This window comes from Pseudomonas sp. yb_9 (assembly GCF_043103635.1).
GTDB classification, from domain to species: domain Bacteria; phylum Pseudomonadota; class Gammaproteobacteria; order Pseudomonadales; family Pseudomonadaceae; genus Aquipseudomonas; species Aquipseudomonas monteilii.
The window spans coordinates 21849-48694 of record NZ_JBICKA010000046.1; the positions used below are offsets into that span (position 1 = coordinate 21849).

Here is a 26846-nt window from a genome sequence, read left to right on the forward strand (position 1 = left end):
TGCAAAACTTTGACGCACAGGGGGCGCCTGGGCGTGGCTTTGCAAGAAGCTTTCCAACTTTGTATGCCTTGAGGGATTTAGCGCCTGTCACACCGAGCGCCGCCCGCGCGGCGCATCGCGAGCTGCGCTCGCTCCTACGTTTGTTTCGGGCCAATTAGTCCTGTGGGATTTGCGCGCGTACGCCTTGGCGCATGGCTCGATTTCGCGTCGTTCAGACAAGGCGGTCGCGCGCGCCTGCCACAAGCGTTACTGGCCAGAAACAAACGTAGGAGCGAGCGCAGCTCGCGATGCGCCGCGCGGGCGGCGCTCGATCTAACACCACACAAACATCACCAAACGCTTCAACTGTCGCGCCGCAGGTCCGGCGGGATCGGCAGGTCGTCTTTCAGCGGCTCTGGCCGCTTGCCCCTGCCCGCACGGTACTGACGGATCTGGAACACATAGGCCAGCACCTGCGCCACCGCCAGGTAAAGGCCTGCGGGGATTTCCTGCTCTATTTCGGTCGAGTAATAGATCGCCCGCGCCAACGCTGGCGATTCGAGGATCTGTACCTTGTGCTCCACGCCAATCTCGCGAATCTTCAAGGCCATGAAGTCGGTGCCCTTGGCCAGCAGCAACGGCGCAGCCCCGCCCTTCTCCGGGTCGTACTGTAACGCTACCGCATAGTGCGTCGGGTTGGTGATGATCACATCGGCCTGCGGCACCGCCGCCATCATGCGTCGCTGCGACACCTCGCGCTGCAACTGACGAATGCGTTGCTTGACCTCGGGCTTGCCCTCACTGTCCTTGTACTCGTCGCGCACTTCCTGCTTGGTCATTTTCATTTTCTTGTGCGTCTGGTACAGCTGGAACGGCACGTCCGCCGCAGCGATCAGCAGCAGCCCAGCCGACATCCACAAGGCGCTCCAGCCCACCACCTGCAGGCTGTGGATGATGGCCTGCTCCAGCGGTTCATTGGCAATCGACAGCAAAGCCTGGCGGTCGTTGGACAGCACCACCACCGCCACGATCAAGATCACGAAAAACTTGGCCAGCGCCTTGAGCAGCTCGGTCAAGCTGTTCATCGAAAACATGCGCTTGATCCCGGACAGCGGGTTCATGCGGCTGAATTTTGGCTGCAGCAGGCTTCCGGAAAACAGAAAACCACTGAGGGCGATGGGCGCTACGAAAGAAATAACGAACAGCAGGATCAAAACCGGCTGCACCGCCCATATCGCCATTTTTCCCGAGGCCAGCAGGAACGCGCCCATGGTCCGCTCGTCGACGATGACCTCGCGGGTCAGGCTGAAATTCATGCGCATCATGCTCAGCAACGTCTCGGCCAGGTGGCCGCCAAACGCCAAGAGGCCGCCGGCGCCCGCCAGAGTCACCGCCACCGTGTTCAGCTCCTTGGAGCGGGCGATTTCGCCTTTCTCGCGAGCATCGCGCTTGCGCTTCTCGGTGGGGTCTTCTGTCTTGTCCTGACCGCTCTCGCTTTCCGCCATGCTCAGCGCGCCCTCGCCAGTTCACGCAGCCATTGCAGCGTCTCGCTGGCCAATGCCTGATAGTGGGACAGCACATCGGCCAGGCCTACCCAGAAGATGAACATACCCAGCACCAGGGTAAGCGGGAAACCGATGGAGAAGATATTCAACTGCGGCGCGGCACGGGTCATCACGCCAAAGGCGATGTTCACCACCAGCAAGGCGGCGATCACCGGCAGAATCAGCAGCAGGCCGGCGGCAAACACCCAACCCATGCGCCCGGCCAGTTCCCAGAAGTGGTTGACCACCAGCGCACTGCCCACCGGCAACGTGGTAAAGCTCTCGGTCAGCACCTCGAAAACCACCAGGTGGCCGTTCATCAACAGGAACAGCACGCTCACCAGCATGGTCATGAACTGGCTGATCACCGTGACGTTGACGCCGTTGGCAGGGTCGACCATCGAGGCGAAGGCCATACCCATCTGCACCGCGACGATCTGCCCGGCAATCACGAAGGCCTGGAACAGCAGCTGCAAGGCCAGGCCGAACAGCGCACCGACGATGATCTGCTCGGCGCACAGCAACATACCGCGCAGGCTCAGCGGGTCGAACTCAGGCAATGGCGGCAGCGCCGGCACGATCACCACGGTAATCGCCACCGCCACGTACAGGCGTACCCGCGCAGGTAACATGCGAGTACCGAAGATCGGCATGGTCATCAGCACCGCGGTCACCCTGAACAACGGCAGGATGAAGGTGGCAACCCAGGTGCCGATCTGCGTATCGGTCAGTTCCAGCATCGCCGCATCACCCAATGAGCTGCGGGATGTTGGTGTAAAGGGTGGTGATGTACTCCATGAACTTCTGCACCAGCCACGGCCCGGCGACGATCAACGTGATCAGCATCACCAGCAGGCGCGGCAAAAAGCTCAGGGTCTGTTCGTTGATCTGCGTGGCAGCCTGGAACATCGCCACCACCAGGCCCACCAACAGGCTAGGCACAACCAGCACAGCAACCATCAAGGTGGTCAGCCACAGGGCGTCACGGAACAGGTCGACAGCTACTTCAGGTGTCATCGGCGGCTCTCCTTGACGGCGTCAGACGCCGCCGAAACTGCTGGCCAGGGTACCCATGATCAGCGCCCAGCCATCCACCAGCACGAACAGCATGATCTTGAACGGCAGCGAGATGATCAGCGGCGACAGCATCATCATACCCATGGCCATCAGCACACTGGCCACCACCATGTCGATGATCAGGAACGGGATGAAGATCATGAAGCCGATCTGAAACGCGGTCTTCAACTCGGAGGTGACGAACGCCGGCACCAGGATGGTCAGTGGCACCTGATCGGGGCCGGCGATGTCGGTGCGCTTGGACAGGCGCATGAACAGGTCGAGGTCGCTTTGCCGGGTTTGCGCCAACATGAAGTCCTTGAGCGGCCCCTGGGCTTTTTCGATGGCCTGCTGGGCGGTCATCTGCTCCTTCAGGTACGGCTGCAGGGCATCCGTGTTCACCCGGTCGAACACCGGCGCCATGATGAACAGGGTCAGGAACAGCGCCATGCCGGTCAGGATCTGGTTCGAGGGCGTCTGCTGCAGGCCCAGGGCCTGGCGCAGGATCGAGAACACGATGATGATGCGGGTGAAGCTGGTCATCAGGATGACGAACGCCGGGATGAAGCTCAGCGCAGTCATGATCAGCAGGATTTGCAGGCTGACCGAATACTCCTGCTGCCCGTCCGGCGTATTGGACAGGGTAATGGCCGGGATCGACAGCGGGTCGGCAGCCAGGGCCAGCGGCGCAGCCAGCAGCAGCGCCAGAGTCAACAACGTACGCAGCGCGCCGCTCATCACTTGTTGTCCTTAGGGTTTTTGCCCATCAGCTCCATCAGCCGCTGAGCAAACTCCGGCGTCGCCTGACGAGCGCCATCCGGCACATCCACGGGTTCGGCCATAACATGCAGGGCCTCGATGCTGCCCGGGGTATGGCCGATCAGGATCTGCTCCTTCCCCACCTGCACCAGCAACAGGCGGTCACGCGGGCCAATGGCCCGGCTGCCGACAATCTCGATCACCTGCCCGCCCTTCACTGCCGTGCTCTGCAGGCGCCGCAGCATCCAGGCCAGGAAGAAGATCAGGCCCACCACCAGCAGCAGGCCGAAAACCATCTGCGCCAGCTGCCCGCCAAGGCTGCCAGGTGGCGTCGCCGGGGTAGCGGCCGGCGTGGCCGCGGCCAGGCATGCGTTACTGGCCAGCAGCACCGCCAACGCCGCAAGGGCGCGCATCGTGCCCTTCACTCAGCGCAGCTTCTTGATACGTTCGCTGGGACTGATCACGTCGGTCAGGCGGATGCCGAACTTCTCGTTGACCACCACTACTTCGCCATGGGCGATCAGCGTGCCGTTGACCAGCACGTCGAGTGGCTCGCCGGCCAGGCGGTCGAGCTCGATCACCGAACCCTGGTTCAGCTGCAACAGGTTGCGGATATTGATCTCGGTGCTGCCCACTTCCATGGAAATGTTCACCGGGATGTCCAGGATCACGTCCAGGTTCGGGCCTTCGAGGCTGACGTTTTCGTTCGGCTTCGGCGAGCTGGCGAACTCTTCCATCGGCAGGCGGCCCGGGCCGCTGGTGCTGCCGGTGTCACCGCCCAGCAGTGCATCGATATCGGCCTGGCCGGCCGCGCCGGTTTCTTCCAGGGCCGCGGCCCACTCATCGGCCAGCGCCTGGTCCTCTGGGGAGGTGATCTCGTTTTCGTTAGCCATGGTTTCCTCGACAGGCATTCAATTCGTTATGAGCGACCGGCACGCCGTCAGCGGCGTTCGATCGGGTCGATGATCTGCAGGGCCAGGTTGCCCTTGTGCGAACCCAGCCGCGCCTTGAACGCCGGCACGCCATTGGCGCGCAACACCAGGTGCTCGGGCAGCTCCACCGGGATCACGTCGCCAGGCTGCATGTGCAGGATGTCGCGCAGTTTCAACTGGCGCCGGGCGACCGTGGCGGTCATTGGCACGGCCACGTCCAGCACGTCTTCGCGTAGGGCCTTGACCCAACGCTCGTCCTGGTCGTCCAGGTCGGACTGGAAACCGGCGTCGAGCATTTCGCGCACGGGCTCGATCATCGAATACGGCATGGTGACGTGCAGGTCGCCGCCGCCGCCGTCCAGCTCGATGTGGAAGGTGGACACCACCACCGCCTCGCTGGGGCCGACAATGTTGGCCATGGCCGGGTTGACCTCGGAGTTCATGTACTCGAAGGTGACCGGCATGATCGCCTGCCAGGCTTCCTTGAGGTCGACGAAGCACTGGTCCAGTACCATGCGCACCACGCGCAGCTCGGTAGGCGTGAATTCACGGCCTTCGATCTTGGCGTGGCGGCCATCGCCGCCGAAGAAATTATCCACCAGCTTGAACACCAGCTTGGCGTCGAGGATGAACAGCGAAGTGCCGCGCAGCGGCTTGATCTTGACCAGGTTGAGGCTGGTGGGCACGTACAGCGAGTGCACGTATTCGCCGAACTTCATGACCTGTACACCGCCCACGGCCACGTCGGCAGAACGGCGCAGCAGGTTGAACATGCTGATACGGGTGTAACGGGCGAAACGCTCGTTGATCATTTCAAGGGTCGGCATGCGACCCCGTACGATACGGTCCTGACTGGTCAGGTCGTAGCTTTTGATACTGCCAGGCTCGGATGCACTCTCGGTCTGCACCAGCCCGTCGTCGACGCCGTGCAACAGGGCATCGATTTCATCCTGGGACAGCAGGTCCTGTACGGCCATTGCGGACTCCTACTGCAATACGAAATTGGTGAACAGCAACTGGTCGATGACCGGCTTGCCGACTTCCTTCTGGGCCACTTCCTGCACCACCGCAGTGGCCTTCTGACGCAGCATCTCCTGCCCGACCGGGCTGCTGGCCAGGGTGTCGAAGCCTTGCCCGGAGAACATCATCACCAGGTTGTTGCGAATCACCGGCATGTGCACCTTCAGCGCATCCAGATCGGCCTGGTTGCGCGCCTGCAGGGTGATGCTCAACTGCATGTAGCGCTGGCGGCCGTTCTGGTTGAAATTGACCACGAAGGCCGGCGTCAGCGCCTCGTAGATGGCCGCAGGCTTGACGTTGCTGGCCGCAGGCTCGGCGGCCGGGGCCGACTCGCTCTTGTGCATGATGAACCAGGTAGCGCCCACCGAAAGGCCGATCGCCAGCAACAGCCCGACGACAGCCAGCAGGATCAGCTTGAGTTTGCCTTTAGTGGCGGGGTCTTTGACTGCTTCGCTCTTCGCCATGCCAATAATCCGTCGTCCATCGGGGGTTCAAGGGAGGATGGCTTGGCTTGAGCAAGTGTTATGCCAGATTTTGCAGGGGATGGGTTTCAGCAGGATTTGCGGCGTTACCTTCTTCGCGGGCAAGCCCGCTCCCACAGGTACTACACAGGGTTCGAAATCAATGAAATGCCTGTGGGAACGGGCTTGCACGCGAAGAGGCAAGTACAAGCAACCTGCAATCAAGCGTAGAAGTCGACCGCACTGTCACCAATAACGACCTGTTGCTCCGCAGGCCTGGCGCTGTCGACAACCTCACCCCCAACCTGCTCCGCCCGCCGCGCGGCCACGCCGGACAGGTTACTGCCCTGCGCCTGCCCCTGCTGCTGTTGCTGCCCGCGCGACTGGTCGGCCACGTTGACGTCTGGCTGGGCCAGCCCCTGTTGGGCAAACAGCTCGCGCAGGCGGTGCACCTGACTGTCGAGGGCGTCACGCACACCGGCGTGGCCACTGATGAAGGTGACCTGGGTCGACTGGTCCGCCGCAACATTGACGCGAATGTCCAGGCGGCCCAGCTCTGCGGGTTCCAGCTGGATGTCTGCAGATTTCAGGTTCTGGCTGGACAGGTACATGACCCGGTTGACCAAGCCTTCCGCCCACGCCCCCTGGTTCATCGGCAACGGCTGGTGCAACGGGCTGGCGTTGGCCGGCATGGCGCTGGCGGTCTTGGCCGTGGCAGCCTGGGTCAGGCTGGCCAGGCGGTTGGCGAAATCATCGACACGGGTGTCGCTGCTGGCGCTCTTAGTGTCCTTCAGGCCATCCTCAAGCAAGGCACCAAAGGCCTTGTCGCCAGACTCTCCCGCCTCACCCTCGGCACTCTCGACCAGATTCGCCAAGGTATTGACGGCGGCCTGGCCTTCCTCGCCCTGCGCCTGGGAAGGGTCAAGGGCATGGGCCGACGTAGCCCCCTTGGCTTGCGCACTCTGCTCCAGCGCCAGGCGCAAGGTCGGCAGGTTGGCCAGAGGGTCTGCATCCGGGTCGAAAGCCTCTTCGGCGGAAGGCTCCTCGGGCAGCGCGCCAACCTGCGCCGTGGCGGCCTGCAGCACCGGCGCCACCGCCTCGGCCTGGGCCTGGATCAGTTGCGCACCGGGCTGGGCGTCGGTGACCTGGCCGGCCACCAGATTGGCATCACGCACCCCGGTATCGGCCTGGGACACATCGTCTGCTGGCAATTTGTTGCCGTCATCGGCAACAGCCGTTTTGTCAGCCGGGTCTTTCTTGCCGTACGCTGGCGCCTCAGGTTTATCCTTGGGCTTGGCCTGGGCGGCTTTGTCATCCTGCGAGGCTGCCTTTTCACGCCCCTGCCGTGCCATCACCTGGCCAAAGCCGTCGCCCTTGTCGCCCAGCGCCTGCAGCGGTTTGTCCGCCTGCGCGGTGGCAGAGCGCGAGGCACTGGCAATGGCGTTGGTTTGCAACAAAGGGTTGGGTGCGACAGGCATCGAGCGGTCTCCGCGCCAGAAACAAAAAAATAATCCGCTCAGAGACAGGCAAGACTCGCGCCAAGTTGTGTATCAGCCCGCTGAAATACGCTGCTGCTCACCCCGGTAGAAGCGCTGCACCTCGACGAATTCCTCGTCGATGCGGTTGATCAGGTCCTCTATGCCATACAGCGGGGGCCGCCGTGCGCGCTCCTCCAGCTGCTGGCACAGGCCGGCCAGGGCTACAGCCCCCATGTTGCTGCTGCTACCCTTGAAGCTGTGGGCAGCCGCACCCAGCTCTTCGGCGCTTTTGGCCGCGTGCAACTGGCCCAGCCGCCGCTCGGAATCGTCGAGAAACGTCTGCACCAACTGCAGGTAGCCATCCTCCATGACCTCACGCAGGTCACTGAGCACCTTGTGGTCAATATGCATGTCAGTCACTTGCTCACTCCTTGATCAAGCCAGATTATGCCCGAGCCAGCCAGTGGCTCACCATACGAACGCCACATACGCGCACCGCCCGCCTTCACTCCAGCGCGCATCGCTGGCTAACCGCCGCACCAGGTTCAGGCCACGCCCGCTCAGCCCCTGGTCCAGCGAAGGCTGCGACAGTACCCGCTGCACATCGAAACCCGCACCGCTGTCGCGAACCTCGATACTCAGACGCCCGCCATCGGCAAGCGGTTCAACCTTGAAATCGATGCGCACAAAGCCGTCTGTCAGCACGCCCAGGCGCCGGGCACGCTCCTGATAATAGTCGGCAAAACCCTGCACATCGCGCTTGAGCCGCGAGTCCAGCCCTAGCACACCATGCTCCAGGGCATTGGAATACAACTCGCTGAGGACGCTGTGCAAACTGCCGGTACGCGCACGAAGCCCATGAATCTCCTGCAACAACTGCACCAGGTAAGGGATCGGGTTAAAGCACTTCAGGCTCTCGCCGCGCACTTCGAAGCCCAGCGACCAGTCCTGCGGGCTGAAACGACCGCTATCAGCGTAGACCATCGGCGCGGGCACCCGCTCCTCGGCGCCGAACATGCGAATATCACACAAACTGATGTCGTCGCGCGGGCGCCCGCCAAAGCGCGCCAGGGCCTGCATCACTTCGTCGAACAACCGCACCGGGTCGCGGTTGTTGGTCAGCACCGCCAGCAGGCGCTGCACACCGAACAGGCGCTCCTGGTCATCAGCCGTGTCGAGCACGCCGTCCGACAGCAGCAACAGGCGCTCACCCGGCGCCAACGGAAGCACTTCGGCGCTGTCATCAAAACGCTCGGCAGCCAGAATACCCAGCGGCAGATGCCGCGAGCTCAGCGCTGACAGCACCTGGCCATCCACCGACAGCCGATAGCCATCGGGCATACCGCCATTCCACACTTCCACCGAGCCGCGCTGCACGCTGAGGTTGAGCAGTATCGCGCAACAGAACATGTCCACCGGCAGGATGCGTTTGAGCTTGGCGTTCATCTCGCGCAGGATCGGCGCCATGCCGTAACCCTTGGCGGTCATGCCGTAAAACACCTCGGCCAGCGGCATGGCGCCAACCGCCGCTGGCAAGCCATGGCCGGTAAAGTCGCCCAGCAGCACGCGCATGTCACCGGACGGCGTGAACGCAGCCAGCATCAGGTCACCATTGAACAGCGCATACGGCGACTGCAGGTAGCGGATGTTGGGCGCAGAAAGGCAACCGGAGTGGGCCACCTTGTCGAAAACGGCCTTGGCCACCCGCTGCTCGTTGAGCAGGTGGTGATGGTGCCGGGTGATCTGGTCACGCTGCTCCAGCACAGTGGCTTGCAACCGGCGCAACCGATCCATGGCACGGATCTTGGCAGCGAGGATCACCGCGCTGTAGGGCTTGGCCATGAAGTCATCGCCACCCGCCTCCAGGCAGCGCACCAGGCCTTCCTCTTCGTTCAGCGACGTCAGGAAAATGATCGGCACCAGTGCCTCGCCGGCCAGGGCCTTGATCTGCCGCGCCGCCTCGAAGCCGTCCATTACCGGCATCAGCGCGTCCAGCAACACCAGCTGTGGGCACCGCTCCTGAAACAGTGCCACTGCCTGCTCGCCGTTTTCCGCGGTGAATACCTGGTGGCCCTGGCGACGGACGATCTGCGCCAGCAGCAGGCGGTCGGCGGCACCGTCCTCGGCGACCAGCACGGTCAACGGCTGTTCGGCCGGCATGTCGGCGCTCAACTGATATCGAAGAGTTTTTCGAAATTGGAGATGGCGAGTATCTTGCGCACGTCGGAGCTGGCATGCACCACCCGCACATCCGACTCATCGCCACCCGCGTGGTCGCGCAGCAACAGCAGCATGCCGAGTGCGGAACTGTCGAGGTAGGTGGTGTCTTTCAGGTCGACGATCACCGAATCGGGGCGATCGGGCTGGCGTTCGTAGGCGTCTCGAAATTCCTGATGTTTGCCGAAATCGAAGCGCCCCTTGATCTTGATCGTCAGCTTTTTCCCGTCCTGCGAAAAGTCAGTCTCGACTGCCATGCTAGCGATTCCTTCGATGATGGCGGATGCAACTCCATTAAGGTTTAGCAGGCGATGGCAGGGGTGGCAAGGTCATACCTGTACCGGCGATAGGGCCGGCACAGGCTAGAGATGGCTTTGGCTGGGCAAGCGCTGAGACAACTCGTCCAGCAACCGCTGCTCACGCTTGTCCTCGGCTCGCCGGGCTTCGTCCCTGTAACGCTGCACCAGCTTGCGCAATCCCTCCACCCGGGCATAGGCCTGCTGCCAGGTACCACGGGCGTTGTTGAGGTTGTTCTGGTGCCACACCAGGCTCTGACGCTGCTGGGTCATGGCCGTTTCCAGCTGCCCCAGAAAACGCTGGTAGTTGACCAGCCAGCTGCCATTCACGCCCTGCCCGCCACGGTTGATCCACTGCAGCTGGTAGTCCTCGCGAAAACGCTCCAACTCGGCCAACTTGGCCTGGGCCGTGGCCACCTGCTGCTGGAAGTGCCCTAGGCGCTGAGCGGCCTTACGCTCGGCCTCCTCGGCCATGTCCACCACCGGCGCCAGACGCGCGGCGCGTCCGGGCAGCGCCATGGCTTATCAGCCTGCCGGGGGCGTGAAAATCGCCCCCAGCTGTTCGCGGCTCTGCGTCATGCCCACATTCTCGTGCAGCCCTTGGCGCAGAAACTCCACCAGCTTCGATTGCAAGGCGATGGCCAGGTCGGTCTCCGGATCACCGCCGGCCACGTAGGCACCCACGCTAATCAGGTCGCGGCTTTGCGACAGGCGCGACCACAGTTGCTTGAACTTCTGCGCCTGACGCAAATGATCGGCATCGACCACCTGGGGCATGACCCGGCTGATCGACGCTTCGATGTCGATGGCCGGGTAATGGCCTTCCTCGGCCAACCGGCGCGACAGCACAAAGTGACCGTCAAGCACGCCCCGCGCCGAGTCGGCGATCGGGTCCTGCTGGTCGTCGCCCTCTGACAGCACGGTATAGAACGCCGTGATCGATCCACCGCCCGGCTCGCCATTGCCCGCCCGCTCCACCAGCTTGGGCAGCTTGGCGAACACCGATGGCGGGTAACCGCGAGTGGCCGGCGGCTCGCCGATGGCCAGGGCGATTTCCCGCTGGGCCTGGGCGAAACGGGTCAAGGAGTCCATCAGCAACAGCACATTCTTGCCCTTGTCGCGGAAGTACTCGGCGATGCGCGTGCAGTACATGGCCGCACGCAGACGCATCAGCGGCGCATCGTCGGCCGGCGACGCCACCACCACCGAGCGTTTGAGGCCCTCTTCACCGAGGATATGCTCGATGAACTCCTTCACTTCGCGGCCCCGCTCACCGATCAGCCCAACCACGATGATTTCGGCTTCGGTGAAGCGAGTCATCATGCCCAGCAGCACCGATTTACCCACGCCGGTACCGGCAAACAGGCCCAACCGCTGGCCACGGCCAACGGTAAGCAGACCATTGATGCTGCGAATACCCACGTCCAGCGGCTTGCTGATGGGGTCGCGGTTGAGCGGGTTGATCACCGGGCCGTCCATCGGCACCCAGTCCTCGGCCTTCATCCCGCCCTTGCCATCCAGCGCGCGGCCGGCACCGTCGAGCACGCGGCCGAGCATGCTCATCCCCATGGGCAGACGTCCGCCGTCGTCCAGCGGCACCACCCGCGCCCCCGGTGCAATACCGACGATGCTGCCCACCGGCATAAGAAACACCTTGGGCCCGGCAAAGCCCATGACTTCGGCCTCGACCTGCACCGGGTGGTAACTGTCGTCGTTGATCACCAGGCAGCGGCTGCCCACCGCAGCACGCAGGCCTTCGGCCTCCAGGGTGAGCCCGACCATGCGCAGCAGGCGGCCTTCGACGATGGGCTGGGCCGGCAGCTCGATGCCCTCGGCATAACTGCCCAGGCGCTTGCCGAAGCTGGTGCGTTCAAGGCGCATCAGGGGTATCCATCGGGCTGGCCAGATCTACCGTCATATCCGGCGCTGCCGGGTGCAGTGCATGGTCGTGCAACTGGTCGAACAGTTGTGCCACGGCTTTTTCGATGCGTGTTTCCATGGTTGCATCGATACGGCTGTGAAGCGTCTCGATACGGCAACCGCCTGGCAGCAGTGCACTGTCCTCCAGCAGCCGCCAGCTTTCCTCATGGCGTTCGCGCAGGGCCTTGGCCAGCTCGAAATCCTGCGGGTTGAGGTGGATGCGGATATTGTCTGCACCCATGGGCAGCAGCTTGAGCGCTTCGCGCAGCACTTGGGTGATCTGGCTGGAGTCGCTGCGCAGCTCGCGGCCGATCACCTGGCGCGTCATGTGGGCCACCAGATGCACCAGTGTTTTCTCGATCTGCGTGTCCTGCTCGGCGATCGGCTCCATCAGGTTGGCCATCAGCCGGTCAAGGCTTTCGAGCTTGGCCTTCAGAGCCTCTTCGGCCTCCTGTCGAACCTTGAGCTGGGTGCTGTGAAAACCTTCGCGCTCACCGGTGGCAAAGCCCTCGTTGTAGGCCTCTTGCCGGATCGCTTCGAGTTCTTCCAGGGTCAGCGGCTGGACTTCTTCCAGCGGCACTTCCTCGACTTCCTCGATGACCTCGGGTTCAGGCTCAGGCTCCGGTTCGGGCTCCGGTTCCGGGTCGAAGCTGGGCAGCGCCCACACGTCCACGCCCTCAAGGTCGCGGGCGCGGATCAGGTCGCTGGGGTGGTGTTCTTTGCTGGACATGTTTTCAGGTACTCAAAACCATGCGCAGCCGTCGCAATCCCTGTGGGAGCGGGTTTACCCGCGAATGCGTCGGCAGCGACAACCTCTATCTCCTGGCCTGACGCCTTCGCGGGTAAACCCGCTCCCACAGGGGACTGCGTAGGCGGGCAGATCGCGAAAAACCTAGATCATTTCCTCGGCGCCTTTGCCGCCGAGCACGATCTCGCCGGCCTCGGCCATACGTCGGGCAATGGTAAGGATTTCCTTCTGTGCCGTTTCCACGTCGCTGACCCGTACTGGCCCCTTGGCCTCCAGGTCGTCGCGCAGCAGCTCCGAAGCACGCTTGGACATGTTCTTGAAGATCTTGTCCTTGACCCGCTCGTCGGCGCCCTTGAGCGACACCACCAGCACGTCGGACGACACTTCACGCAACAGCGCCTGGATACCGCGATCGTCGACGTCGGCCAGGTTGTTGAAGACGAACATCAGGTCTTCGATCTGCTCCGACAGGTCGCTGTCGATTTCGCGGATCGCGTCCATCAGCGCACCTTCCACGGAGCTGTCGAGGAAGTTCATGATGTCGGCAGCACGCTTGATGCCACCCAAGGTGGTACGCGCCGCATTGGAGTTGCCCGAGAACTGCTTCTCGAGGATCTGGTTCAGCTCTTTCAACGCCGCTGGCTGCACAGTGTTCAGCGACGACACGCGCAGGACGATGTCCAGCCGCACCTTGTGGTCGAAGTTGCTCAGCACTTCACCGGCCTGGTCCGGGTCGAGGTACGCCACCACGATGGCCTGGATCTGCGGGTGCTCATAGCGGATCACGTCGGCGACAGCACGCGGCTCCATCCACTTCAGGCTGTCCAGGCCACTGGTGTTGCCACCGAGCAGGATGCGGTCGACCAAGCCATTGGCCTTGTCCTCGCCCAAGGCCTGGTTGAGCATCTTGCGGATGTAGGCATCGGACCCCACGCCCAGACTGGTCTGGTCGCCGACGATGTCGACGAACTCGCTCATCACCTGTTCCACCTGGTCACGGTGCACATTGCCCATCTGCGCCATGGCCACACCCACCCGCTGCACCTCCTTGGGGCCCATGTGCCGCAGCACCTGGGCCGCATCGGTCTCGCCCAGCGAGAGCAGAAGGATCGCAGCCTTGTCGACGCGGCTCAGCTTGGCGGTAACGGCTCGGTTATCACTCATCGGCGTTGATCCAGTCTTTCACGACCTGGGCGACACGGCCCGGGTCTTCGGCCACCAGGCCTTTGATTGCGTTGAGCTGTGCCTCGTAACCCTCGCTCGGGCTAGGCAGCAGAATGCTTGTCGGGCCACCCAGGCTGACGCGGTCGTTGGCCAGTTCGCCATCCAACCCCACCATGCCGCCCAGCTCCATGTCGCTATCCGAGGCAGCCTGCTTGCCGCCCCCTGTGATGTTGTTCAGCACTGGCCGCAGCACACCGAATACCAGCACCAGGATGAACACCACGCCCAGCACCTGCTTGACGATGTCCCAGAACCACGGCTGCTGATAGAAGGCGATATCGGCAATTTCTTCGCCACGGTCGGCGGCGAATGGCACGTTGATCACCGTCACGCTGTCGCCACGGCTGGCATCGAAGCCCACGGCGTCCTGCACCAGGCGGGTAAAGCGAGCCAGGTCCTCGGCGCCCCACGGCGCGCGCGTGCTGTCGCCAGTGGCCGGGTCGATCTTGACCTGATCGTCCACCACCACGGCCACTGACAGACGGGTCATACGCCCTTGTTGCTGGCGGGTGTGGCTGATGGAACGGTCCAGTTCGAAGTTCTTGGTGCTTTGCTGGCGTTTGTCCGACGGGTACGGCGCGAGCATCGGCTGGCCGGTGGCCGGGTCCATGATCTGCTGGCCGTTGGCATCCACCAGCGGCTGGCCAGGCTGAATGGCCGCAGCCGGGGTGGCAGCGCCACCGGTGGTTTGCGGGGCCGAGGCCGCGCCAGGTGGCTGGTTGCTCAGTGCGCCAGGCACGCCTTGCGGGCCTTGACTGCTGGCGCGTTGCTCATCGACCGACTGCTCGCTGCGCAACGCTGGCTGATCGGGGTTGAACTGCTCGGAGGTGGACTCCACCGCACTGAAGTCCAGGTCCGCCGACACTTCGGCCTTGTAGCGGTCGTTGCCCAGCACGGGCTGCAGGATGTTGTGCACACGCTGGGTAAGCATACTTTCCACCCGGCGGCTGTAGTCGAACTGCTTGCCGGCCTGGGTGAGCGCGGAGTCCTGGATCTGTTCGGACAGCAGGTTGCCCTTCTGGTCGACCACGGTGACCTGTGATTTGTCCAGCTCTGGCACGCTGGTGGCGACCAGGTTGACGATGGCCATCACCTGCCCGGCTTCCAGGGCACGGCCCGGGTACAGCTCGACCAGCACCGAGGCGCTGGGCTTGCGTTCATCGCGCACGAATACCGAGCTTTTCGGGATGGCCAGGTGCACGCGTGCACCCTTGACATTGTTCAGGCTGGAAACAGTACGCGCCAGCTCACCTTCCAGGCTGCGGCGGTAGCGGGTGGCCTCCATGAACTGGCTGGTGCCCAGGCCCTGCTCCTTGTCGAGCAGCTCGAAACCCACGTTGCCGTCGCTCGGCGCCACCCCGGCGGCGGCCAGCTTCAGGCGCGCACGGGAGAGATCGTCGGCTTTGACCAGCAGAGCACCCGAGTTGGGTTCCACGTTATAAGGGATATCAGCAGCGGCCAGGGTGTCCATGACCTGCTTGGTGTCCATGCCCGACAGACTGCCGTACAACGGACGATAATCGGGTTGTTGCGACCACAGCACCACAGCAAAGCCGATCGCCACGCTGGCCGCCAGGCCGACCATGAGGCCGATCTGCCGCAGCATGGGCATCTGTGCGATGTTTTCCAGGAACGACATACCGGGCAGCGGCCGCTTGGCCGCTGGCGCGCCAGTCTTGGCAGGGGGGTTGTCGACGACTGCTTCAGCCATGGTTTACATCCGTCCTCAAACCGGCATCTGCATGATGTCCTGGTACGCCTGGACTACCTTGTTGCGCACCTGGGTCAGGGCCTGCATCGACACGCTGGCCTTTTGCGAAGCGATCATCACGTCGGTCAGGTCGACGCCGCTCTTGCCGATTTCGAAGGCATTGGCCAGCTGGGTCGAGGCCTGCTGCGTCTCATGCACCTTGCCGATGGCCTGGCCGAGCATGTCGGCAAAGGTACTTTGCCCCGGCGCCAGCTCTGGGGCAGCAGTAACCTTCGGCAACGACATGGCATCGGCCTGCATGGCCCGCATGTCCAACATCAGACGATTGAATTCAACACCTTGGCTCATGACCCTTCTCTCTCCCTGCAGCCGCATTTTTTTGACACTCATGCGGCGGATAGCCTACGTAAAGCAACAAAGGTGCCAGCCTATGTATGTGAGCCAAGCAATTGGGGTCCGCTTTGCGGCCCCAAAGCTCTTCAGCCGAACAGGCTGGCTTCTACATCGAACCCGGCGTCACGCATCTGCGCCAGCTTGTAGCGTAGGGTGCGCGGGCTGATCCCGAGGCGCTCGGCTGCCTCCTTGCGGCGGCCGCGCTCGGCACGCAGGGTGTCGATGATCATCTGGTACTCGTGGCGGCGCATGTCATCACCCAGTCCGCTGGCCTCAGTAACCACCTCAGGTGATGGCTCGGTGCCGGCCGACAATGGAATGGCGCCCTCCAGACAAAAATCCGCCGCCTCAATCACCCCACCTTGCTGCAGGATCAGCGCCCGCTGCAGGGCGTTGTCCAGTTCGCGCACGTTGCCTGGCCAGGCGTGCGCCTGCAGGCAGGCCCGGGCCGCGGGCGAGAGGCGCACCGGGGCATGCTTCATCTTGGCCACATGCCGCGCCAACAGGCGCTCGGCCAGTTGCAGGATGTCGCCTGGGCGCTCGCGCAGCGGGCGCCAGGCCAGCGGAAACACCGACAGGCGATAGTACAGGTCTTCGCGGAAGCGCCCGGCCGCCACCTCGCCCGCCAGGTCACGGTTGGTGGTGGCCAGTACACGTATGTCGAGGCTGATCGGCTTGCGCCCACCTACCCGCTCCACCTCGCGCTCCTGCAGCACACGCAGCAGCTTGGCCTGCAAGGCCATGGGCATCTCCGAGATCTCGTCGAGCAGCAACGTGCCACCTTCGGCCTGTTCGAACTTGCCGGCCTGGGCAGCGATAGCGCCGGTGAAGGCGCCCTTCTCGTGACCGAACAGAGTAGCCTCAAGCATATTGTCGGGGATCGCCGCACAGTTGATCGCGACGAAGGGCTGCGCGGCACGGGGCGACTGCTGGTGAATGTAGCGCGCCAGCACTTCCTTGCCAGTACCGGACTCGCCGGAAATCAGCACGGTCGAGTCGCTGCGCGCCACCCGGGCGGCCAGCTCCAGCAACTGGCGGCTGGCCGGCTCGCAGGCCACCGGCCCTTCTTCGCCGGTCACGCGGCCGGCGGCATGCCGCTCGACCAGGCTGAGCAGCGCCTTGGGCTCGAACGGCTTGACCAGGTAGTCGGCAGCGCCCTGGCGCATCGCCTCGACCGCACGCTCGACGGCGGCGTGCGCGGTCATCAGCAACACCGGCAACTGCGGTTGCTGGCGGCGCAGCTGGCTGAGCAACTGGTGCCCGTCCATGCCGGGCATGTTCACGTCACTGACCACCAGGCTGAAGGCGTCATCCAGCACGACGTCCAGCGCTTCTTCGGCACTGCCCACCGCCTGGTAGGCGAAACCGCCGATTTCCAGGGTATCGCCCAGCGCCTGGCGCAATACGCGGTCGTCCTCGACCAGCAGCACCTTGATTGCCATCACACCCCCTCCGCCAATTGCCCGTCGATCAAGGGCAGCTCTACCCGCACGCAAGTACCACGGCCCACTTTCGAACGCAGGCTGATCCTGCCCTGGTGTGCGCGCACCACGGCCTTGACCACGGCCAGGCCCAAACCGGTACCGGTGGCCTTGGTGGTCAGGAACGGCTCACCCAGGCGGCCGAGCAAATCGGCATCGATACCGCAGCCAGCATCGCTGACGCACAGGTGCAAGGTGCGTTCACGGCGATACACGTGCACCTTCAGCCGTGCCGGCCCGTCGCTGGCCTGCAGGGCATTTTCGACCAGGTTGAGCAAGGCCCCCACCAGGGTGTCGCGGTTGCACAGCAGCTCACCCAGGTGGCTGTCACACTGCCAGCGCACGGCATGCCCCTGCACATGCACCTGGGCCGCCTGCTGCAGCGCCTGGAACAAGGCTTTCGGAGTAACCCGATCACCCAGCGGCAGCTCGCCACGGGCGAACACCAGCATGTCGCGCACCTGGTGCTCGAGTTCGTGCAGACGTTCCTTCAGGGTGCCGGCAAAGCGCTGGCGGGTTTCCGCGCTCAGCTGTTGCTCGCTATCGGCCAGATGACTGGCGTACAGCATGGCTGCCGACAGCGGCGTACGGATTTGATGCGCCAGCGAAGCGACCATACGCCCCAGCGACGACAACCGCTCGTGGCGCGCCAGCTGGTCTTGCAGGCGACGGGTTTCAGTCAGGTCATTGAGCAGCACCAGTTGGCCGGGCTCGGCGTCCAGCGAACGGGTGGCGATCGACAGGCGACGGCCGTCGCGCAACGAGACTTCGTGGCCATCGTCCTTGCGCGGGGCAAAGCTGCGAGCGATCACCTGGCGCCACAACTGGCCAATCAGCGGCTCACCGAGCAACTCGCAGGCAGCCGGGTTGGCTTCACGCACCAGGCCCTGGCCGTCGATCACGATCACCCCGCCGGGTAGCAGATCCAACAGGTTTTGCAGGCGATTGGCCAGGCGTTCCTTTTCGCTGAGTTCGGCGATGCGCTGGGCGCTGACCACGGCCAGCTCACCCTTGAGCTCACTGACCCGGGCTTCGAGCAGGCTGTAGGACTGGCTCAACTGGCTGGACACCTGATTGAACAAGGCGAAGGCTTGCTCGACACCCTGACGGCTTTCCTGTTCCACCGGGGTTTGCCCCTGCAGGTCGGGGGCTAGGGATACGTGGGCGGCCTGGGGCATCGTGCTCTCTCGCGTGGCTGACCGTCATAAAAACGGTATGGTGCCAGCGGTGTAGCAATAGCCGTGCCGGGGATGGGGGCTTTGGGTATGACTTGGGTTTTGTGACAGGGCGGAAATCGAGCGCCGCCCACGCGGCGCATCGCGAGCTGCGCTCGCTCCTACGTTTATTTCGGGCCAATTGCTCCTGGGGGGATTTGCGCGCGGACGCCTTGGCGCATGGCGCGACATTACGCCCTACAAACAAGGCGGTCGCGCGCGCCTGCCACAGGCGTTACTGGCCGAAAACAAACGTAGGAGCGAGCGCAGCTCGCGATGCGCCGCGCGGGCGGCGCTCGATTTCCGCCTCACCACAAAACCCAAGGCGAACAACCCACCCCAACATCAGTCCTCTGCCTGGTCCTCGCCGCCCTGGCGGCTCATGCCGTACTTGCGCATCTTCTCGACCAGGGTGGTCCGGCGAATGCGCAAACGTTCAGCCGCGCGCGCAACGATACCGTTGGCATCGTCCAGCGCCTGCTGGATCAGGCCCTGCTCCAGGCTACCGAGGTAGTCTTTCAGGTCGAGCCCTTCTGGCGGCAGCATGGCATGGTTGCTGAAGTTCGGCGTATGGCCATTGATCGCCACGCGCTCTTCCAGGTCGCTGCGCAGGCTGTCGACCATCTGCTCGTCTTCATCATCGACGTAGCGGAACTTCTTCGGCAACTCGGACACGCCAATCACCCCGTACGGGTGCATGATCGCCATGCGCTCGACCAGGTTGGCCAGCTCACGCACGTTACCCGGCCAGCCGTGGCGGCACAGCGACATGATCGAGGCAGAGTTGAAGCGGATGGAGCCGCGTTTCTCATGCTCCATGCGCGAGATCAGCTCGTTCATCAGCAGCGGGATATCTTCCACCCGCTCACGCAGCGGCGCCATCTCGATGGGGAACACGTTCAGGCGGTAATACAGATCTTCACGGAAGGTGCCGTCCTCGATCATGGTCTCGAGGTTCTTGTGCGTCGCGGCGATGATGCGCACATCGATGCTCTGGGTCTTGTTGCTACCCACGCGTTCGAAGGTACGCTCCTGCAGCACACGCAGCAGCTTGACCTGCATCGGCAACGGCATGTCGCCAATTTCATCAAGGAACAAGGTACCGCCGTTGGCCAGCTCGAAACGCCCGGCACGGCTGGTGATCGCACCGGTAAAGGCACCCTTCTCGTGGCCGAACAGCTCGCTTTCCAACAACTCGGCCGGGATCGCGCCACAGTTGACCGGCACGAACGGCGCTTCGCGGCGCTTGGAGTGGTAGTGCAGGTTACGCGCCACCACTTCCTTGCCCGTGCCCGACTCGCCCAGGATCAACACGCTGGCATCGGTGTCGGCCACTTGCTGCATCATCTGCCGCACATGCTGGATGGCACGGCTGGTGCCGACCAGGCTGCGGAACAGATTGGGCTCGCGCTGGCGGCCGCGCTCGCGCGCCTGGTCGTACATTTCGCGATAGACCTGGGCACGGTGCAGCGAATCCAGCAGCTGGCTGTAGCTTGGCGGCATTTCCAGATTGGAAAGCACACGGCGGCGAAGGTCTTCCGGCAGCTCGGCCGAAGAAATTTCACCTAAAAGCAGAACCGGAAGGAACTCATCCCAGGCAGCCACTGTCTTAAGTAGCCCAAGGAGATTGCCCGACGCGTTCACGGTGCCGACAAGCACACACAACACTTCGCGACTGGAAGACAACGGCTCGACGACTTGCTGCCAGTCCTGGCTTGAGCAAGCGATGTTTTCTTCGCCGAGAAAATTGAGCACCACCGCCAGGTCGCGGCGGCGTGCGCTGTCGTCGTCGATCAGCAGAATCTTGGTTTCACGCCACATGCAATAGCAACTTCCCTAGTCATATCGGCGCCCTGCGGGCGTGCTCGACATCATTCCGACTGAATGGTCAGTGTTCGGACGTCTGAAATTCGAAAACAGCCACTAGTAAAGTCAAAAACTTAAAGGCAGTCAAATTTATGGCGCCGAAGCGTTGCATTCTGGCCAGCTTCAGCTGAACAGATGGTATACCTTTGTGGCGTGTTTCGCTTGGTTGATATTCGACATTTGTGTGACCAAGGATTGACGCTCGTCACTTGCAACGTCGATTAGCTGACGATAAACCGCCATCAAGGCCTCTAGGTTGGCCCTTACAGCCGCCTCATCTTCCTGCGCTTCCTGCAGCACTTCATCCATCAACGCGCGACAAGCCAGGTCCAGCTCACCGATGGCCGCCCAGTCGCGCGCTTGCAGGGCCTCGCTCAGGGCCTGACGGGTGTCTTCGATTTGCTGCAACGCGCTCATGGGAACTCCTGGGTTATTGCGCGGCGGAGGCGATGGCATCCCAGCCGCTTTTGACGGTGATCATCAGCTGGGCGACTTCGTCGATGATGGCCGGGTCGCTGTGCAGGTTGGCTTGGGTCAGGCGACGCGCCATGTAGTCGTACAGGCTGTCGAGGCGATCCAGCTCGTCCGGGTTGTCGGTCTTTTCCTTGTCCAGCCCCTCACGCAGGCCGCCGATGATGTCGATGGCCTTGCCCAGCATCAGCCCCTTCTGCGCGACATCGCCGCGAGTAATGGCGCCCTTCGCCTGAGCCATGCGATCGAGCGAGCCCTCCATCAGCATTTGCACCAGGCGGTGCGGAGTGGCTTCGGAAATTTGGGCGTGGGAATTGACCTTCTGGTACTGGCGAAGGGCTCTCATCGGGTGCATGGGGGATCCTCAGTGAACGGGGCTGGACAGGGGCCGCATACCTATAGCATCGGCCTCAGCCCGGTTTTCTTTAACGTAATCAGTCGTCGCTGTTGGACTTGTTCAGGGCATTGAGCGTGGTCATCACGCTGTCGCTGGTGGCCTTGAGCTGAGCAACCATGGTGTCCATGGCGTTATATTTTTTGGTCAGCGTATCGGTAAGCGAAGTAATGCGGCGATCAAGCGCTGCCTGCGCCTCATCTAGCTCCTTGAGCTGGTTGGTCAAGTTTGTCTGGCGAGTCTCCAGTATCCCGCCAGTTTTTACATAATCTTCGGTAGTGTTTGTCAGCCGGGTCAGCAAGCCATCTTTACCGGTAAACAGCCCACTGATGTCAGCCCCGTAGGTCTTGACCGCCGCATCCCATTTTTTATCGTTTAATTCCAGCAGGCCGGTCTTCTGGACAGTATTGATACCCAGCTGCGACAGACTACTCAGCCCGGCACTCCCCACGCTACGAGTGATCTCGCTACGGATCGAGTTGACTAGCGAGCGCATGGTTGCGTCGCCGGTCAACGCTGCCGCCCCGGTAGCAGCGCCGTCAGCGCCCGTGGTGACCTTGGTCTGGGCGTTGACCGCTGTCATAAGCGCGTTGTAGGCCGTGACAAAAGACTGTACTGAGGTCTTTAAGGTGTCGTTGTTGCTGGCGATACCAAGGCTGGCCTTACCCTCTTTGACCAGCGTGATATCGACCCCACTGACAGCCCCAGTGACAGTATTGGACGCTGACTCTAGCTCCAGACCGTCCAGTGTATATTTGGCATTTTGCGGTTTAGCGACCGTTGTGACATCGGTCGCCATGCTGGCGGTGCCACCAAGCGTCAACTCGGTACCCTCGCCCATCTTTGTAGACGAGAATATCAGCCGCGAACCTTTGGCATCTGTAACGATGTTGGCTGTAATGCCTTTGGACTGAAGTTGGCCGTTGATCGCATCGCGAGCCTGCTGCAGCGTTGCACCGTCGGCGATGGTCACGCTGTGAGTTGAGCTGCCTTGGCTGATAGTGAGGGTCTGGGGCTCGCCCGAATCGTTGACCACGGTAGAGGTCTTGTCATAAACCTGCGTCGATATCTTCGAAGCAGTTGCCAATTGGGTTACTTCAAGCGCGTAATTGCCCGACGAAGCCCCGTCGCCCAGTTTGATCTTTGCAATCGCCTCGTCGGAAGACGACGACGCCAAGCCAGAGAAGCTAGACGCTGTATTCAGTTTGGCGATAGCTGCACGGAACGTATCCAGCGCACTTTTGATGGTACCGATGGCCGACAGCGAGGTAGTGGCAGTGGTGGCTTGGGTGTTGATCTGCTTCTGCTTTGGTGCCTTTTCAGCACTGGCCAACGCCGCAACGATTTCGTCGATCTTAAGACCAGAACCCAGGCCGGTAATAGTTGAACTCGCCATCTTCACTCTCCATTTCGGTGACCGTCGAAAAACCGACGAAAACGCGTCCGTGCGGCTTTACAACAAAAGCCGTGCCAATCACACCTGAATGTCGAACAACAGGCTATTGGCATCCTTCAGGTTTTCCGCCAGCTTCAGCGCCACTTCCGAGGGCAGCTGGCGGATGACTTCGCCGCTTTGGCGGGCAATGACCTTGACCACCACCTGGCCAGTGGAGTCATCGATCGAAAAGTCGAGTTGTCGCTCTGAAGCCTTGACGAAGTCCTGGATGGCACTGATGGCGCTTTCCAGGTCTTGCCGGGCTGCAGGCTGGGATTCTTTATCGACCGGCTCATTGGTTGCCTGGTCGCTTGCTTGCCGCTTGCTCGTCGTAGTGTCGGGCGAAGCGGAGGCGGGATAGGACAGGCCCAGTTTCACGCTCATATCCATTTCTTACACCTCTTCTTCTTGAAAAGACGAAAGGGTACGTCACGGTACCCTTCGTCAAACTACTCAGCTTTTGGTATTAGCCCAGCAGTTTCAGTACCGACGATGGCAGTTGGTTAGCCTGGGACAGGATCGCGGTGGAGGCCTGTTGCAGGGTTTGCTGCTTGGTCAGTTCGGCAGTTTCAGATGCGAAGTCAGCATCCTGAACACGGCTGCGGGCAGCAGTGGAGTTTTCGCCGATGCTCTGCAGGTTATCGACGGTGCTGTCGAAACGGTTTTGCACGGCACCCAGTTGGGAACGCTGGCTGTCTACCTGCTGGATTGCACCATCCAGAGCCTGGATGGCTTGCTGGGCGCTGGCGGCATCCAGGATGCTCAGGTCGTTGACCGAAGTATTCATAGTCACTGCGTTAGTAGTACCAGCGCTCAGACCCAAAGCGGCAAGGCCGGTGCCATTGCTACCATCTGCAATCACGATGTTTTGGTCAGCGAACAGGCCCAAGGTACCATCGTCGTTCACAGAGGCAGTGACGCCGCTGCTCGAGCTGTTGATTGCTGCAGCGATTGCCGCCATGTCGTCGTCTTTCTTAAATTTGACTTCGACATTGTTGACGGTGATCGAGGTGGCCTCGGTCAGCTTGGCTTTGGTGTTACCGGAGGTCAGGCCCAAAGTGTCCAGCGCGCCAGCACTGTTGTTTTCCAGCTTGATGTCTTTGCCGTCGGCCGAGGTCAGAATCAGACGACCATCAGCGCTGGCGCTAGCGGTCACACCAGTGGCCTTGGTACCAGCGCCAGAACCAACACCACCAGCACCATCATTGATCGAGGCAACGATAGAGCTCAGGGTATCGCCGGCCTTGAAGCTGAACCCCTGACCATTCACTTTGATGGAAGCATCGGAAGTCAGGCCAGTCTTGGTAGCTATAGTCTGATCAGCTGCGGCGGTGTTATACCCAAGCTTGGTAGCAATAGCGGTAGTAGTAGACTGCCCAATTGTAAAGTCAGTTTTGGAGCTCAGGCTGAGAGAACCGGTACCATCAGGATTTTTGGCGATTTTAGCGGTAACACCAGTTTCAGAAGAGAACTGGTTAACTTTATTAACTACATCTTCAAGAGTATCGGTGGCCGCCAATTTAACTACGGAGCTACCAATGATCAAATCACCATCAGCACCCATTGCCTGTTTACTGAGGACTTTCGTCCCTGTGACAGCTGCGGCCCCCGCAAGGTTGGCACCAGAAGTCACCCCCAGCGCAGCAAGTGTACCAGCGGTGCCGCCCAGCGCCACGTCGCCAGTACCTGCAGTACCTGCGTTCGTCAATCGCAGCTGGCCATCCACATTGGAAGCAGTGACATTCGGCACTTTGGCGTCATTGATTTTCTTAACGATGCTATCCAAATCGTCGGTAGCAACCAGAGCGATATTACTCGCACCGATGGACAGAGTACCCGCACCAGCTGCACCCAACGTTTTGTTTTCAACACTAAATTTGGTAGCACTAACATCATTAGCATTGGAAGTAATAACGTCGGACTTGCCCGTCACAACCGCACTCAGCTTATTTGTACCAGCATCTACCGAAGCTTCGCTATAAGTACCTTTCAACTCACTAGCGCTAACGCTCTTCATGCCAAACGAGATAGTTTCGTTCGCATTCGCGCCAACCTGGAAGCTGGTGCTGGTGAAAGTACCGTCCAGCAGGTTACGACCACCGAAAGTAGTGGTGCTGGAAATACGGGTCAGTTCGCCCGACAGCGCGGTGAACTCTTGCTGCAGCGAGGTGCGGTCTTCATCGCTGTTCGAGCCGTTCGCCGATTGCAGAGCCAATTCACGCATACGCTGCAGAATGTTGGTGGAAGCTTGCATCGCGCCTTCAGCGGTCTGGGCGATGGAGATACCGTCGTTGGCGTTTTTCACGGCAACGTTCAGGCCGCTGATCTGGCTGGTCAGACGGTTGGAAATTTGCAGGCCAGCGGCGTCGTCTTTGGCGCTGTTGATTTTCAGGCCAGAGGACAGGCGGGACATCGAGGTGCCCAGCGCGTCGGAAGCACGGTTCAGGTTCTTCTGAACGCCCAAGGAGGTGATGTTAGTGTTAACGGTCAAAGCCATGACGAATTCCTCGTTGAATGGATACAGCGGCTTCCGGCCCTGGCGACAGCCGGGTGTGGCCTAGAGAACCTTCGTAATGGTTATCGTCGGGTGCGCGGGTTGCTTGAGGGGTTTTTCGAAAAAAAAATGCTGGCATGGGGCCAGCCTCGAGAAATCAAGGGGTTAAGGGCGGTTTATTGGCGTCAGAAATTGGGTGATGGCCAGGGTTTGGCTTGGGCTTTGCGATGGGGCGCAGATCGCGCGCCGCCCGCGCGGCGCATCGCGAGCTGCGCTCGCTCCTACGTTTGTTTTTGGCCAGTAACGCCTGCGGCAAAAGCGCGCGACCACCCTGTTTGTACGCCGCAATATCGCGCCATGCGCCAAGGCGCACGCGCGCAAATCCCCCAGGAATGATTGGCCCGAAACAAACGTAGGAGCGAGCGCAGCTCGCGATGCGCCGCGCGGGCGGCGCTCGATCTCAAAGCCACCAAAAACACCAAGACAAACACACCCAGCCCCAAAAGAAAAAAAGCGCCGGGCGGTGGCCGCCGGGCGCTTTTTGGGGACTACTGGGGGATCAGTCGCGGTACAGAATGGCCGAGCCCCACGACAGGCCCACGCCAAAGCCGCTGATCGCCACACGCTTCCAGCTGCCGTCGAGCATGTGCTTCTGCAGCAGCAGCGGCACGCTGGAGGACACAGTATTACCGGTTTCCAGCATGTCCTTGACGAACTTCTCCGGGTGCTGCTCCTCGAACCGCCGGGCCACGGCATCGACAATGGCCGCACTGCCCTGGTGGATGCAGAAGGCGTCGATATCCGCCGACTTCAGGCCGCTGGCATCCAGCAACTCGTGCAGGTGCGCCGGCACCTTGATCAGGGCGAAGTTGAACACCTGGCGGCCGTTCATGAAGAACTTGCCGTCAGTGACTTTCAGGTGCTCGGCACCGGAGCCGTCCGTGCCGAAACGCGCCTGGCCCAGGTTCCATACAGCATCTTCACCCACCCAGGTTGCCGTGGCGGCATCGCCGAACAGCATGGTGGTGTTGCGGTCTTCCGGGTCGACGATCTTCGAATACGGGTCGGCCGTGATCAGCAGGCCATTCTTCAGCCCTGCTGCTTCCATGAACCCCTTGATCGCGTACAGCCCATACACGTAGCCGGAGCAGCCCAGCGACACGTCAAACGCCGCCACGCGGGTAGACAGGCCGAGCTTGCTCTGGACGATGGCGGCGGTGTGCGGCAGGCCTTCTTCATCACCGTTCTGGGTAACCACGATCAGCGCATCGATCGACTGCGGATCAAGGTCTGGATTGCTGGCGAACAGGGCCCGGGCGGCTTCTACGCACAGGTCGGAAGTTTCCTGCTCTTCGGCCTTGCGCGGCAGGAACGACGCGCCGATCTTGCCGAACATGAACTCTTCGTCCTTGCCGAACTTCGCACCCTGGACGTAGTTGTCCAGGCCAGCGGTAGGCACGTAACTCGCAATGCTTTTGATGCCAATCATTCTGGCTTCCCAATGAAAACAGCCAAAGACCACCACTCGATGAATTGAGGGCGCCAAATACCGGGGCGCGTCACCGCCAGAGGTTGAAGGCAGGGCTCACCTGCGCACCGGTAACAAAATGCTGCAACAGCTGCTGCATAGAATACAGGGAAGATGATCGTTTTGACTCATTGGTCACATTGAAATGCTACGAAAGCCTTGCTGAGGGTGCGGGGACTGGGATTTTTGCCTTAGGAAAAAGCTGGGGCCGCTTTGCGCCCCTTC

The 26846-nt window shown here is 61.8% G+C and carries 27 protein-coding genes; all 27 read right to left on the reverse strand.

Annotation, left to right across the window (positions count from 1 at the left end; all coding sequences use genetic code 11):
* Nucleotides 1–341: 341 nt before the first annotated feature.
* On the reverse strand, nt 342–1484 hold the full coding sequence (gene flhB / locus ACF8MI_RS12850) for a flagellar biosynthesis protein FlhB (protein ID WP_019096542.1): 1143 nt from the start codon (nt 1482–1484) through the stop codon (nt 342–344).
* A gap of 2 nt (nt 1485–1486) precedes the next feature.
* Nucleotides 1487–2263 carry a flagellar biosynthetic protein FliR gene (gene fliR, locus ACF8MI_RS12855; RefSeq protein ID WP_025753832.1) on the reverse strand — a complete coding sequence of 259 codons (777 nt, stop codon included), beginning with the start codon at nt 2261–2263 and terminating at the stop codon, nt 1487–1489.
* Between the two features lie 7 nt (nt 2264–2270).
* Nucleotides 2271–2540: a flagellar biosynthesis protein FliQ gene (gene fliQ / locus ACF8MI_RS12860; protein ID WP_012273497.1), complete on the reverse strand. Its 270-nt coding sequence runs from the start codon at nt 2538–2540 to the stop codon at nt 2271–2273.
* A 21-nt stretch (nt 2541–2561) separates the two neighbouring features.
* Nucleotides 2562–3317, reverse strand: a complete 756-nt coding sequence (fliP, locus tag ACF8MI_RS12865; RefSeq protein WP_025753833.1) for a flagellar type III secretion system pore protein FliP — start codon at nt 3315–3317, stop codon at nt 2562–2564.
* Nucleotides 3317–3751 carry a flagellar biosynthetic protein FliO gene (gene fliO, locus ACF8MI_RS12870; protein ID WP_392517556.1) on the reverse strand — a complete coding sequence of 145 codons (435 nt, stop codon included), beginning with the start codon at nt 3749–3751 and terminating at the stop codon, nt 3317–3319. Before fliO ends, fliP begins: the two co-directional genes overlap by 1 nt.
* 12 nt (nt 3752–3763) lie before the next feature.
* Nucleotides 3764–4231 carry a flagellar motor switch protein FliN gene (gene fliN / locus ACF8MI_RS12875; protein ID WP_025753835.1) on the reverse strand — a complete coding sequence of 156 codons (468 nt, stop codon included), beginning with the start codon at nt 4229–4231 and terminating at the stop codon, nt 3764–3766.
* A 47-nt stretch (nt 4232–4278) separates the two neighbouring features.
* On the reverse strand, nt 4279–5247 hold the full coding sequence (gene fliM / locus ACF8MI_RS12880; RefSeq protein WP_012273501.1) for a flagellar motor switch protein FliM: 969 nt from the start codon (nt 5245–5247) through the stop codon (nt 4279–4281).
* A gap of 9 nt (nt 5248–5256) precedes the next feature.
* Nucleotides 5257–5754 (reverse strand): flagellar basal body-associated protein FliL, encoded by a 498-nt coding sequence (gene fliL / locus ACF8MI_RS12885; protein ID WP_025753836.1) that lies wholly within the window; start codon nt 5752–5754, stop codon nt 5257–5259.
* A 218-nt stretch (nt 5755–5972) separates the two neighbouring features.
* Nucleotides 5973–7229, reverse strand: a complete 1257-nt coding sequence (locus ACF8MI_RS12890) for a flagellar hook-length control protein FliK (RefSeq protein ID WP_392517557.1) — start codon at nt 7227–7229, stop codon at nt 5973–5975.
* A gap of 72 nt (nt 7230–7301) precedes the next feature.
* On the reverse strand, nt 7302–7649 hold the full coding sequence (locus ACF8MI_RS12895; RefSeq protein ID WP_060499591.1) for an Hpt domain-containing protein: 348 nt from the start codon (nt 7647–7649) through the stop codon (nt 7302–7304).
* A gap of 48 nt (nt 7650–7697) precedes the next feature.
* Nucleotides 7698–9389 carry a SpoIIE family protein phosphatase gene (locus ACF8MI_RS12900; RefSeq protein ID WP_392517558.1) on the reverse strand — a complete coding sequence of 564 codons (1692 nt, stop codon included), beginning with the start codon at nt 9387–9389 and terminating at the stop codon, nt 7698–7700.
* A gap of 8 nt (nt 9390–9397) precedes the next feature.
* Nucleotides 9398–9703: an STAS domain-containing protein gene (locus ACF8MI_RS12905; RefSeq protein ID WP_016711787.1), complete on the reverse strand. Its 306-nt coding sequence runs from the start codon at nt 9701–9703 to the stop codon at nt 9398–9400.
* Nucleotides 9704–9808: 105 nt separating this feature from the next.
* Entirely contained in the window at nt 9809–10261 is a 453-nt protein-coding gene (gene fliJ / locus ACF8MI_RS12910) for a flagellar export protein FliJ (protein ID WP_104834232.1), read from the reverse strand.
* Between the two features lie 6 nt (nt 10262–10267).
* The gene (gene fliI / locus ACF8MI_RS12915) at nt 10268–11623 is read right to left on the reverse strand and encodes a flagellar protein export ATPase FliI (protein WP_392517559.1); all 1356 of its coding nucleotides are present in this window, start codon (nt 11621–11623) and stop codon (nt 10268–10270) included.
* Entirely contained in the window at nt 11613–12392 is a 780-nt protein-coding gene (gene fliH / locus ACF8MI_RS12920; protein WP_164524889.1) for a flagellar assembly protein FliH, read from the reverse strand. The genes fliI and fliH overlap by 11 nt, the downstream gene beginning before the upstream one ends.
* A gap of 162 nt (nt 12393–12554) precedes the next feature.
* On the reverse strand, nt 12555–13574 hold the full coding sequence (fliG, locus tag ACF8MI_RS12925) for a flagellar motor switch protein FliG (protein WP_003254434.1): 1020 nt from the start codon (nt 13572–13574) through the stop codon (nt 12555–12557).
* A complete protein-coding gene (fliF, locus tag ACF8MI_RS12930; protein WP_105946092.1) occupies nt 13567–15345 on the reverse strand; it encodes a flagellar basal-body MS-ring/collar protein FliF in 1779 nt (592 codons plus the stop codon). Before fliF ends, fliG begins: the two co-directional genes overlap by 8 nt.
* A gap of 15 nt (nt 15346–15360) precedes the next feature.
* Entirely contained in the window at nt 15361–15693 is a 333-nt protein-coding gene (gene fliE, locus ACF8MI_RS12935; RefSeq protein WP_016711792.1) for a flagellar hook-basal body complex protein FliE, read from the reverse strand.
* Nucleotides 15694–15824: 131 nt separating this feature from the next.
* The gene (locus ACF8MI_RS12940) at nt 15825–17180 is read right to left on the reverse strand and encodes a sigma-54-dependent transcriptional regulator (RefSeq protein ID WP_392517560.1); all 1356 of its coding nucleotides are present in this window, start codon (nt 17178–17180) and stop codon (nt 15825–15827) included.
* Nucleotides 17180–18397 carry a sensor histidine kinase gene (locus ACF8MI_RS12945; RefSeq protein ID WP_392517561.1) on the reverse strand — a complete coding sequence of 406 codons (1218 nt, stop codon included), beginning with the start codon at nt 18395–18397 and terminating at the stop codon, nt 17180–17182. The genes ACF8MI_RS12940 and ACF8MI_RS12945 overlap by 1 nt, the downstream gene beginning before the upstream one ends.
* 381 nt (nt 18398–18778) lie before the next feature.
* Nucleotides 18779–20254, reverse strand: coding sequence for a transcriptional regulator FleQ (fleQ, locus tag ACF8MI_RS12950; RefSeq protein WP_156867618.1), 1476 nt, complete (start codon nt 20252–20254; stop codon nt 18779–18781).
* 168 nt (nt 20255–20422) lie between these two features.
* Nucleotides 20423–20716, reverse strand: a complete 294-nt coding sequence (locus tag ACF8MI_RS12955; protein ID WP_392517562.1) for a flagellar protein FliT — start codon at nt 20714–20716, stop codon at nt 20423–20425.
* Between the two features lie 13 nt (nt 20717–20729).
* Nucleotides 20730–21125: a flagellar export chaperone FliS gene (gene fliS, locus ACF8MI_RS12960; RefSeq protein WP_392517563.1), complete on the reverse strand. Its 396-nt coding sequence runs from the start codon at nt 21123–21125 to the stop codon at nt 20730–20732.
* Nucleotides 21126–21204: 79 nt separating this feature from the next.
* Nucleotides 21205–22560, reverse strand: coding sequence for a flagellar filament capping protein FliD (fliD, locus tag ACF8MI_RS12965; protein WP_392517564.1), 1356 nt, complete (start codon nt 22558–22560; stop codon nt 21205–21207).
* 78 nt (nt 22561–22638) lie between these two features.
* Entirely contained in the window at nt 22639–22989 is a 351-nt protein-coding gene (locus ACF8MI_RS12970) for a flagellar protein FlaG (protein WP_392517565.1), read from the reverse strand.
* Nucleotides 22990–23065: 76 nt separating this feature from the next.
* Nucleotides 23066–25096, reverse strand: a complete 2031-nt coding sequence (locus ACF8MI_RS12975; RefSeq protein WP_392517566.1) for a flagellin — start codon at nt 25094–25096, stop codon at nt 23066–23068.
* A 556-nt stretch (nt 25097–25652) separates the two neighbouring features.
* A complete protein-coding gene (locus ACF8MI_RS12980) occupies nt 25653–26582 on the reverse strand; it encodes a ketoacyl-ACP synthase III (protein ID WP_392517567.1) in 930 nt (309 codons plus the stop codon).
* Between the last annotated feature and the right edge of the window lie 264 nt (nt 26583–26846).

Excerpts from the sequence above, each read along its gene's own strand:
- fleQ (WP_156867618.1), bottom strand. The coding sequence starts at position 20,254 with ATGTGGCGTGAAACCAAGATTCTGCTGATCGACGACGACAGCGCACGC.
- flhB (WP_019096542.1), bottom strand. The coding sequence starts at position 1,484 with ATGGCGGAAAGCGAGAGCGGTCAGGACAAGACAGAAGACCCCACCGAG.
- ACF8MI_RS12980 (WP_392517567.1), bottom strand. The coding sequence starts at position 26,582 with ATGATTGGCATCAAAAGCATTGCGAGTTACGTGCCTACCGCTGGCCTG.
- fliS (WP_392517563.1), bottom strand. The coding sequence starts at position 21,125 with ATGCACCCGATGAGAGCCCTTCGCCAGTACCAGAAGGTCAATTCCCAC.
- fliR (WP_025753832.1), bottom strand. The coding sequence starts at position 2,263 with ATGCTGGAACTGACCGATACGCAGATCGGCACCTGGGTTGCCACCTTC.
- fliD (WP_392517564.1), bottom strand. The coding sequence starts at position 22,560 with ATGGCGAGTTCAACTATTACCGGCCTGGGTTCTGGTCTTAAGATCGAC.
- fliL (WP_025753836.1), bottom strand. The coding sequence starts at position 5,754 with ATGGCGAAGAGCGAAGCAGTCAAAGACCCCGCCACTAAAGGCAAACTC.
- fliF (WP_105946092.1), bottom strand. The coding sequence starts at position 15,345 with ATGGCTGAAGCAGTCGTCGACAACCCCCCTGCCAAGACTGGCGCGCCA.
- ACF8MI_RS12955 (WP_392517562.1), bottom strand. The coding sequence starts at position 20,716 with ATGAGCGCGTTGCAGCAAATCGAAGACACCCGTCAGGCCCTGAGCGAG.
- ACF8MI_RS12905 (WP_016711787.1), bottom strand. The coding sequence starts at position 9,703 with ATGGCAGTCGAGACTGACTTTTCGCAGGACGGGAAAAAGCTGACGATC.
- fliP (WP_025753833.1), bottom strand. The coding sequence starts at position 3,317 with ATGAGCGGCGCGCTGCGTACGTTGTTGACTCTGGCGCTGCTGCTGGCT.
- fliM (WP_012273501.1), bottom strand. The coding sequence starts at position 5,247 with ATGGCCGTACAGGACCTGCTGTCCCAGGATGAAATCGATGCCCTGTTG.
- fliG (WP_003254434.1), bottom strand. The coding sequence starts at position 13,574 with ATGAGTGATAACCGAGCCGTTACCGCCAAGCTGAGCCGCGTCGACAAG.
- fliO (WP_392517556.1), bottom strand. The coding sequence starts at position 3,751 with ATGCGCGCCCTTGCGGCGTTGGCGGTGCTGCTGGCCAGTAACGCATGC.
- ACF8MI_RS12900 (WP_392517558.1), bottom strand. The coding sequence starts at position 9,389 with ATGCCGGCCGAACAGCCGTTGACCGTGCTGGTCGCCGAGGACGGTGCC.
- ACF8MI_RS12975 (WP_392517566.1), bottom strand. The coding sequence starts at position 25,096 with ATGGCTTTGACCGTTAACACTAACATCACCTCCTTGGGCGTTCAGAAG.
- ACF8MI_RS12945 (WP_392517561.1), bottom strand. The coding sequence starts at position 18,397 with ATGCCCCAGGCCGCCCACGTATCCCTAGCCCCCGACCTGCAGGGGCAA.
- ACF8MI_RS12890 (WP_392517557.1), bottom strand. The coding sequence starts at position 7,229 with ATGCCTGTCGCACCCAACCCTTTGTTGCAAACCAACGCCATTGCCAGT.
- fliQ (WP_012273497.1), bottom strand. The coding sequence starts at position 2,540 with ATGACACCTGAAGTAGCTGTCGACCTGTTCCGTGACGCCCTGTGGCTG.
- fliN (WP_025753835.1), bottom strand. The coding sequence starts at position 4,231 with ATGGCTAACGAAAACGAGATCACCTCCCCAGAGGACCAGGCGCTGGCC.
- ACF8MI_RS12940 (WP_392517560.1), bottom strand. The coding sequence starts at position 17,180 with ATGGCAATCAAGGTGCTGCTGGTCGAGGACGACCGCGTATTGCGCCAG.
- fliE (WP_016711792.1), bottom strand. The coding sequence starts at position 15,693 with ATGAGCCAAGGTGTTGAATTCAATCGTCTGATGTTGGACATGCGGGCC.
- fliH (WP_164524889.1), bottom strand. The coding sequence starts at position 12,392 with ATGTCCAGCAAAGAACACCACCCCAGCGACCTGATCCGCGCCCGCGAC.
- fliI (WP_392517559.1), bottom strand. The coding sequence starts at position 11,623 with ATGCGCCTTGAACGCACCAGCTTCGGCAAGCGCCTGGGCAGTTATGCC.
- ACF8MI_RS12970 (WP_392517565.1), bottom strand. The coding sequence starts at position 22,989 with ATGGATATGAGCGTGAAACTGGGCCTGTCCTATCCCGCCTCCGCTTCG.
- fliJ (WP_104834232.1), bottom strand. The coding sequence starts at position 10,261 with ATGGCGCTGCCCGGACGCGCCGCGCGTCTGGCGCCGGTGGTGGACATG.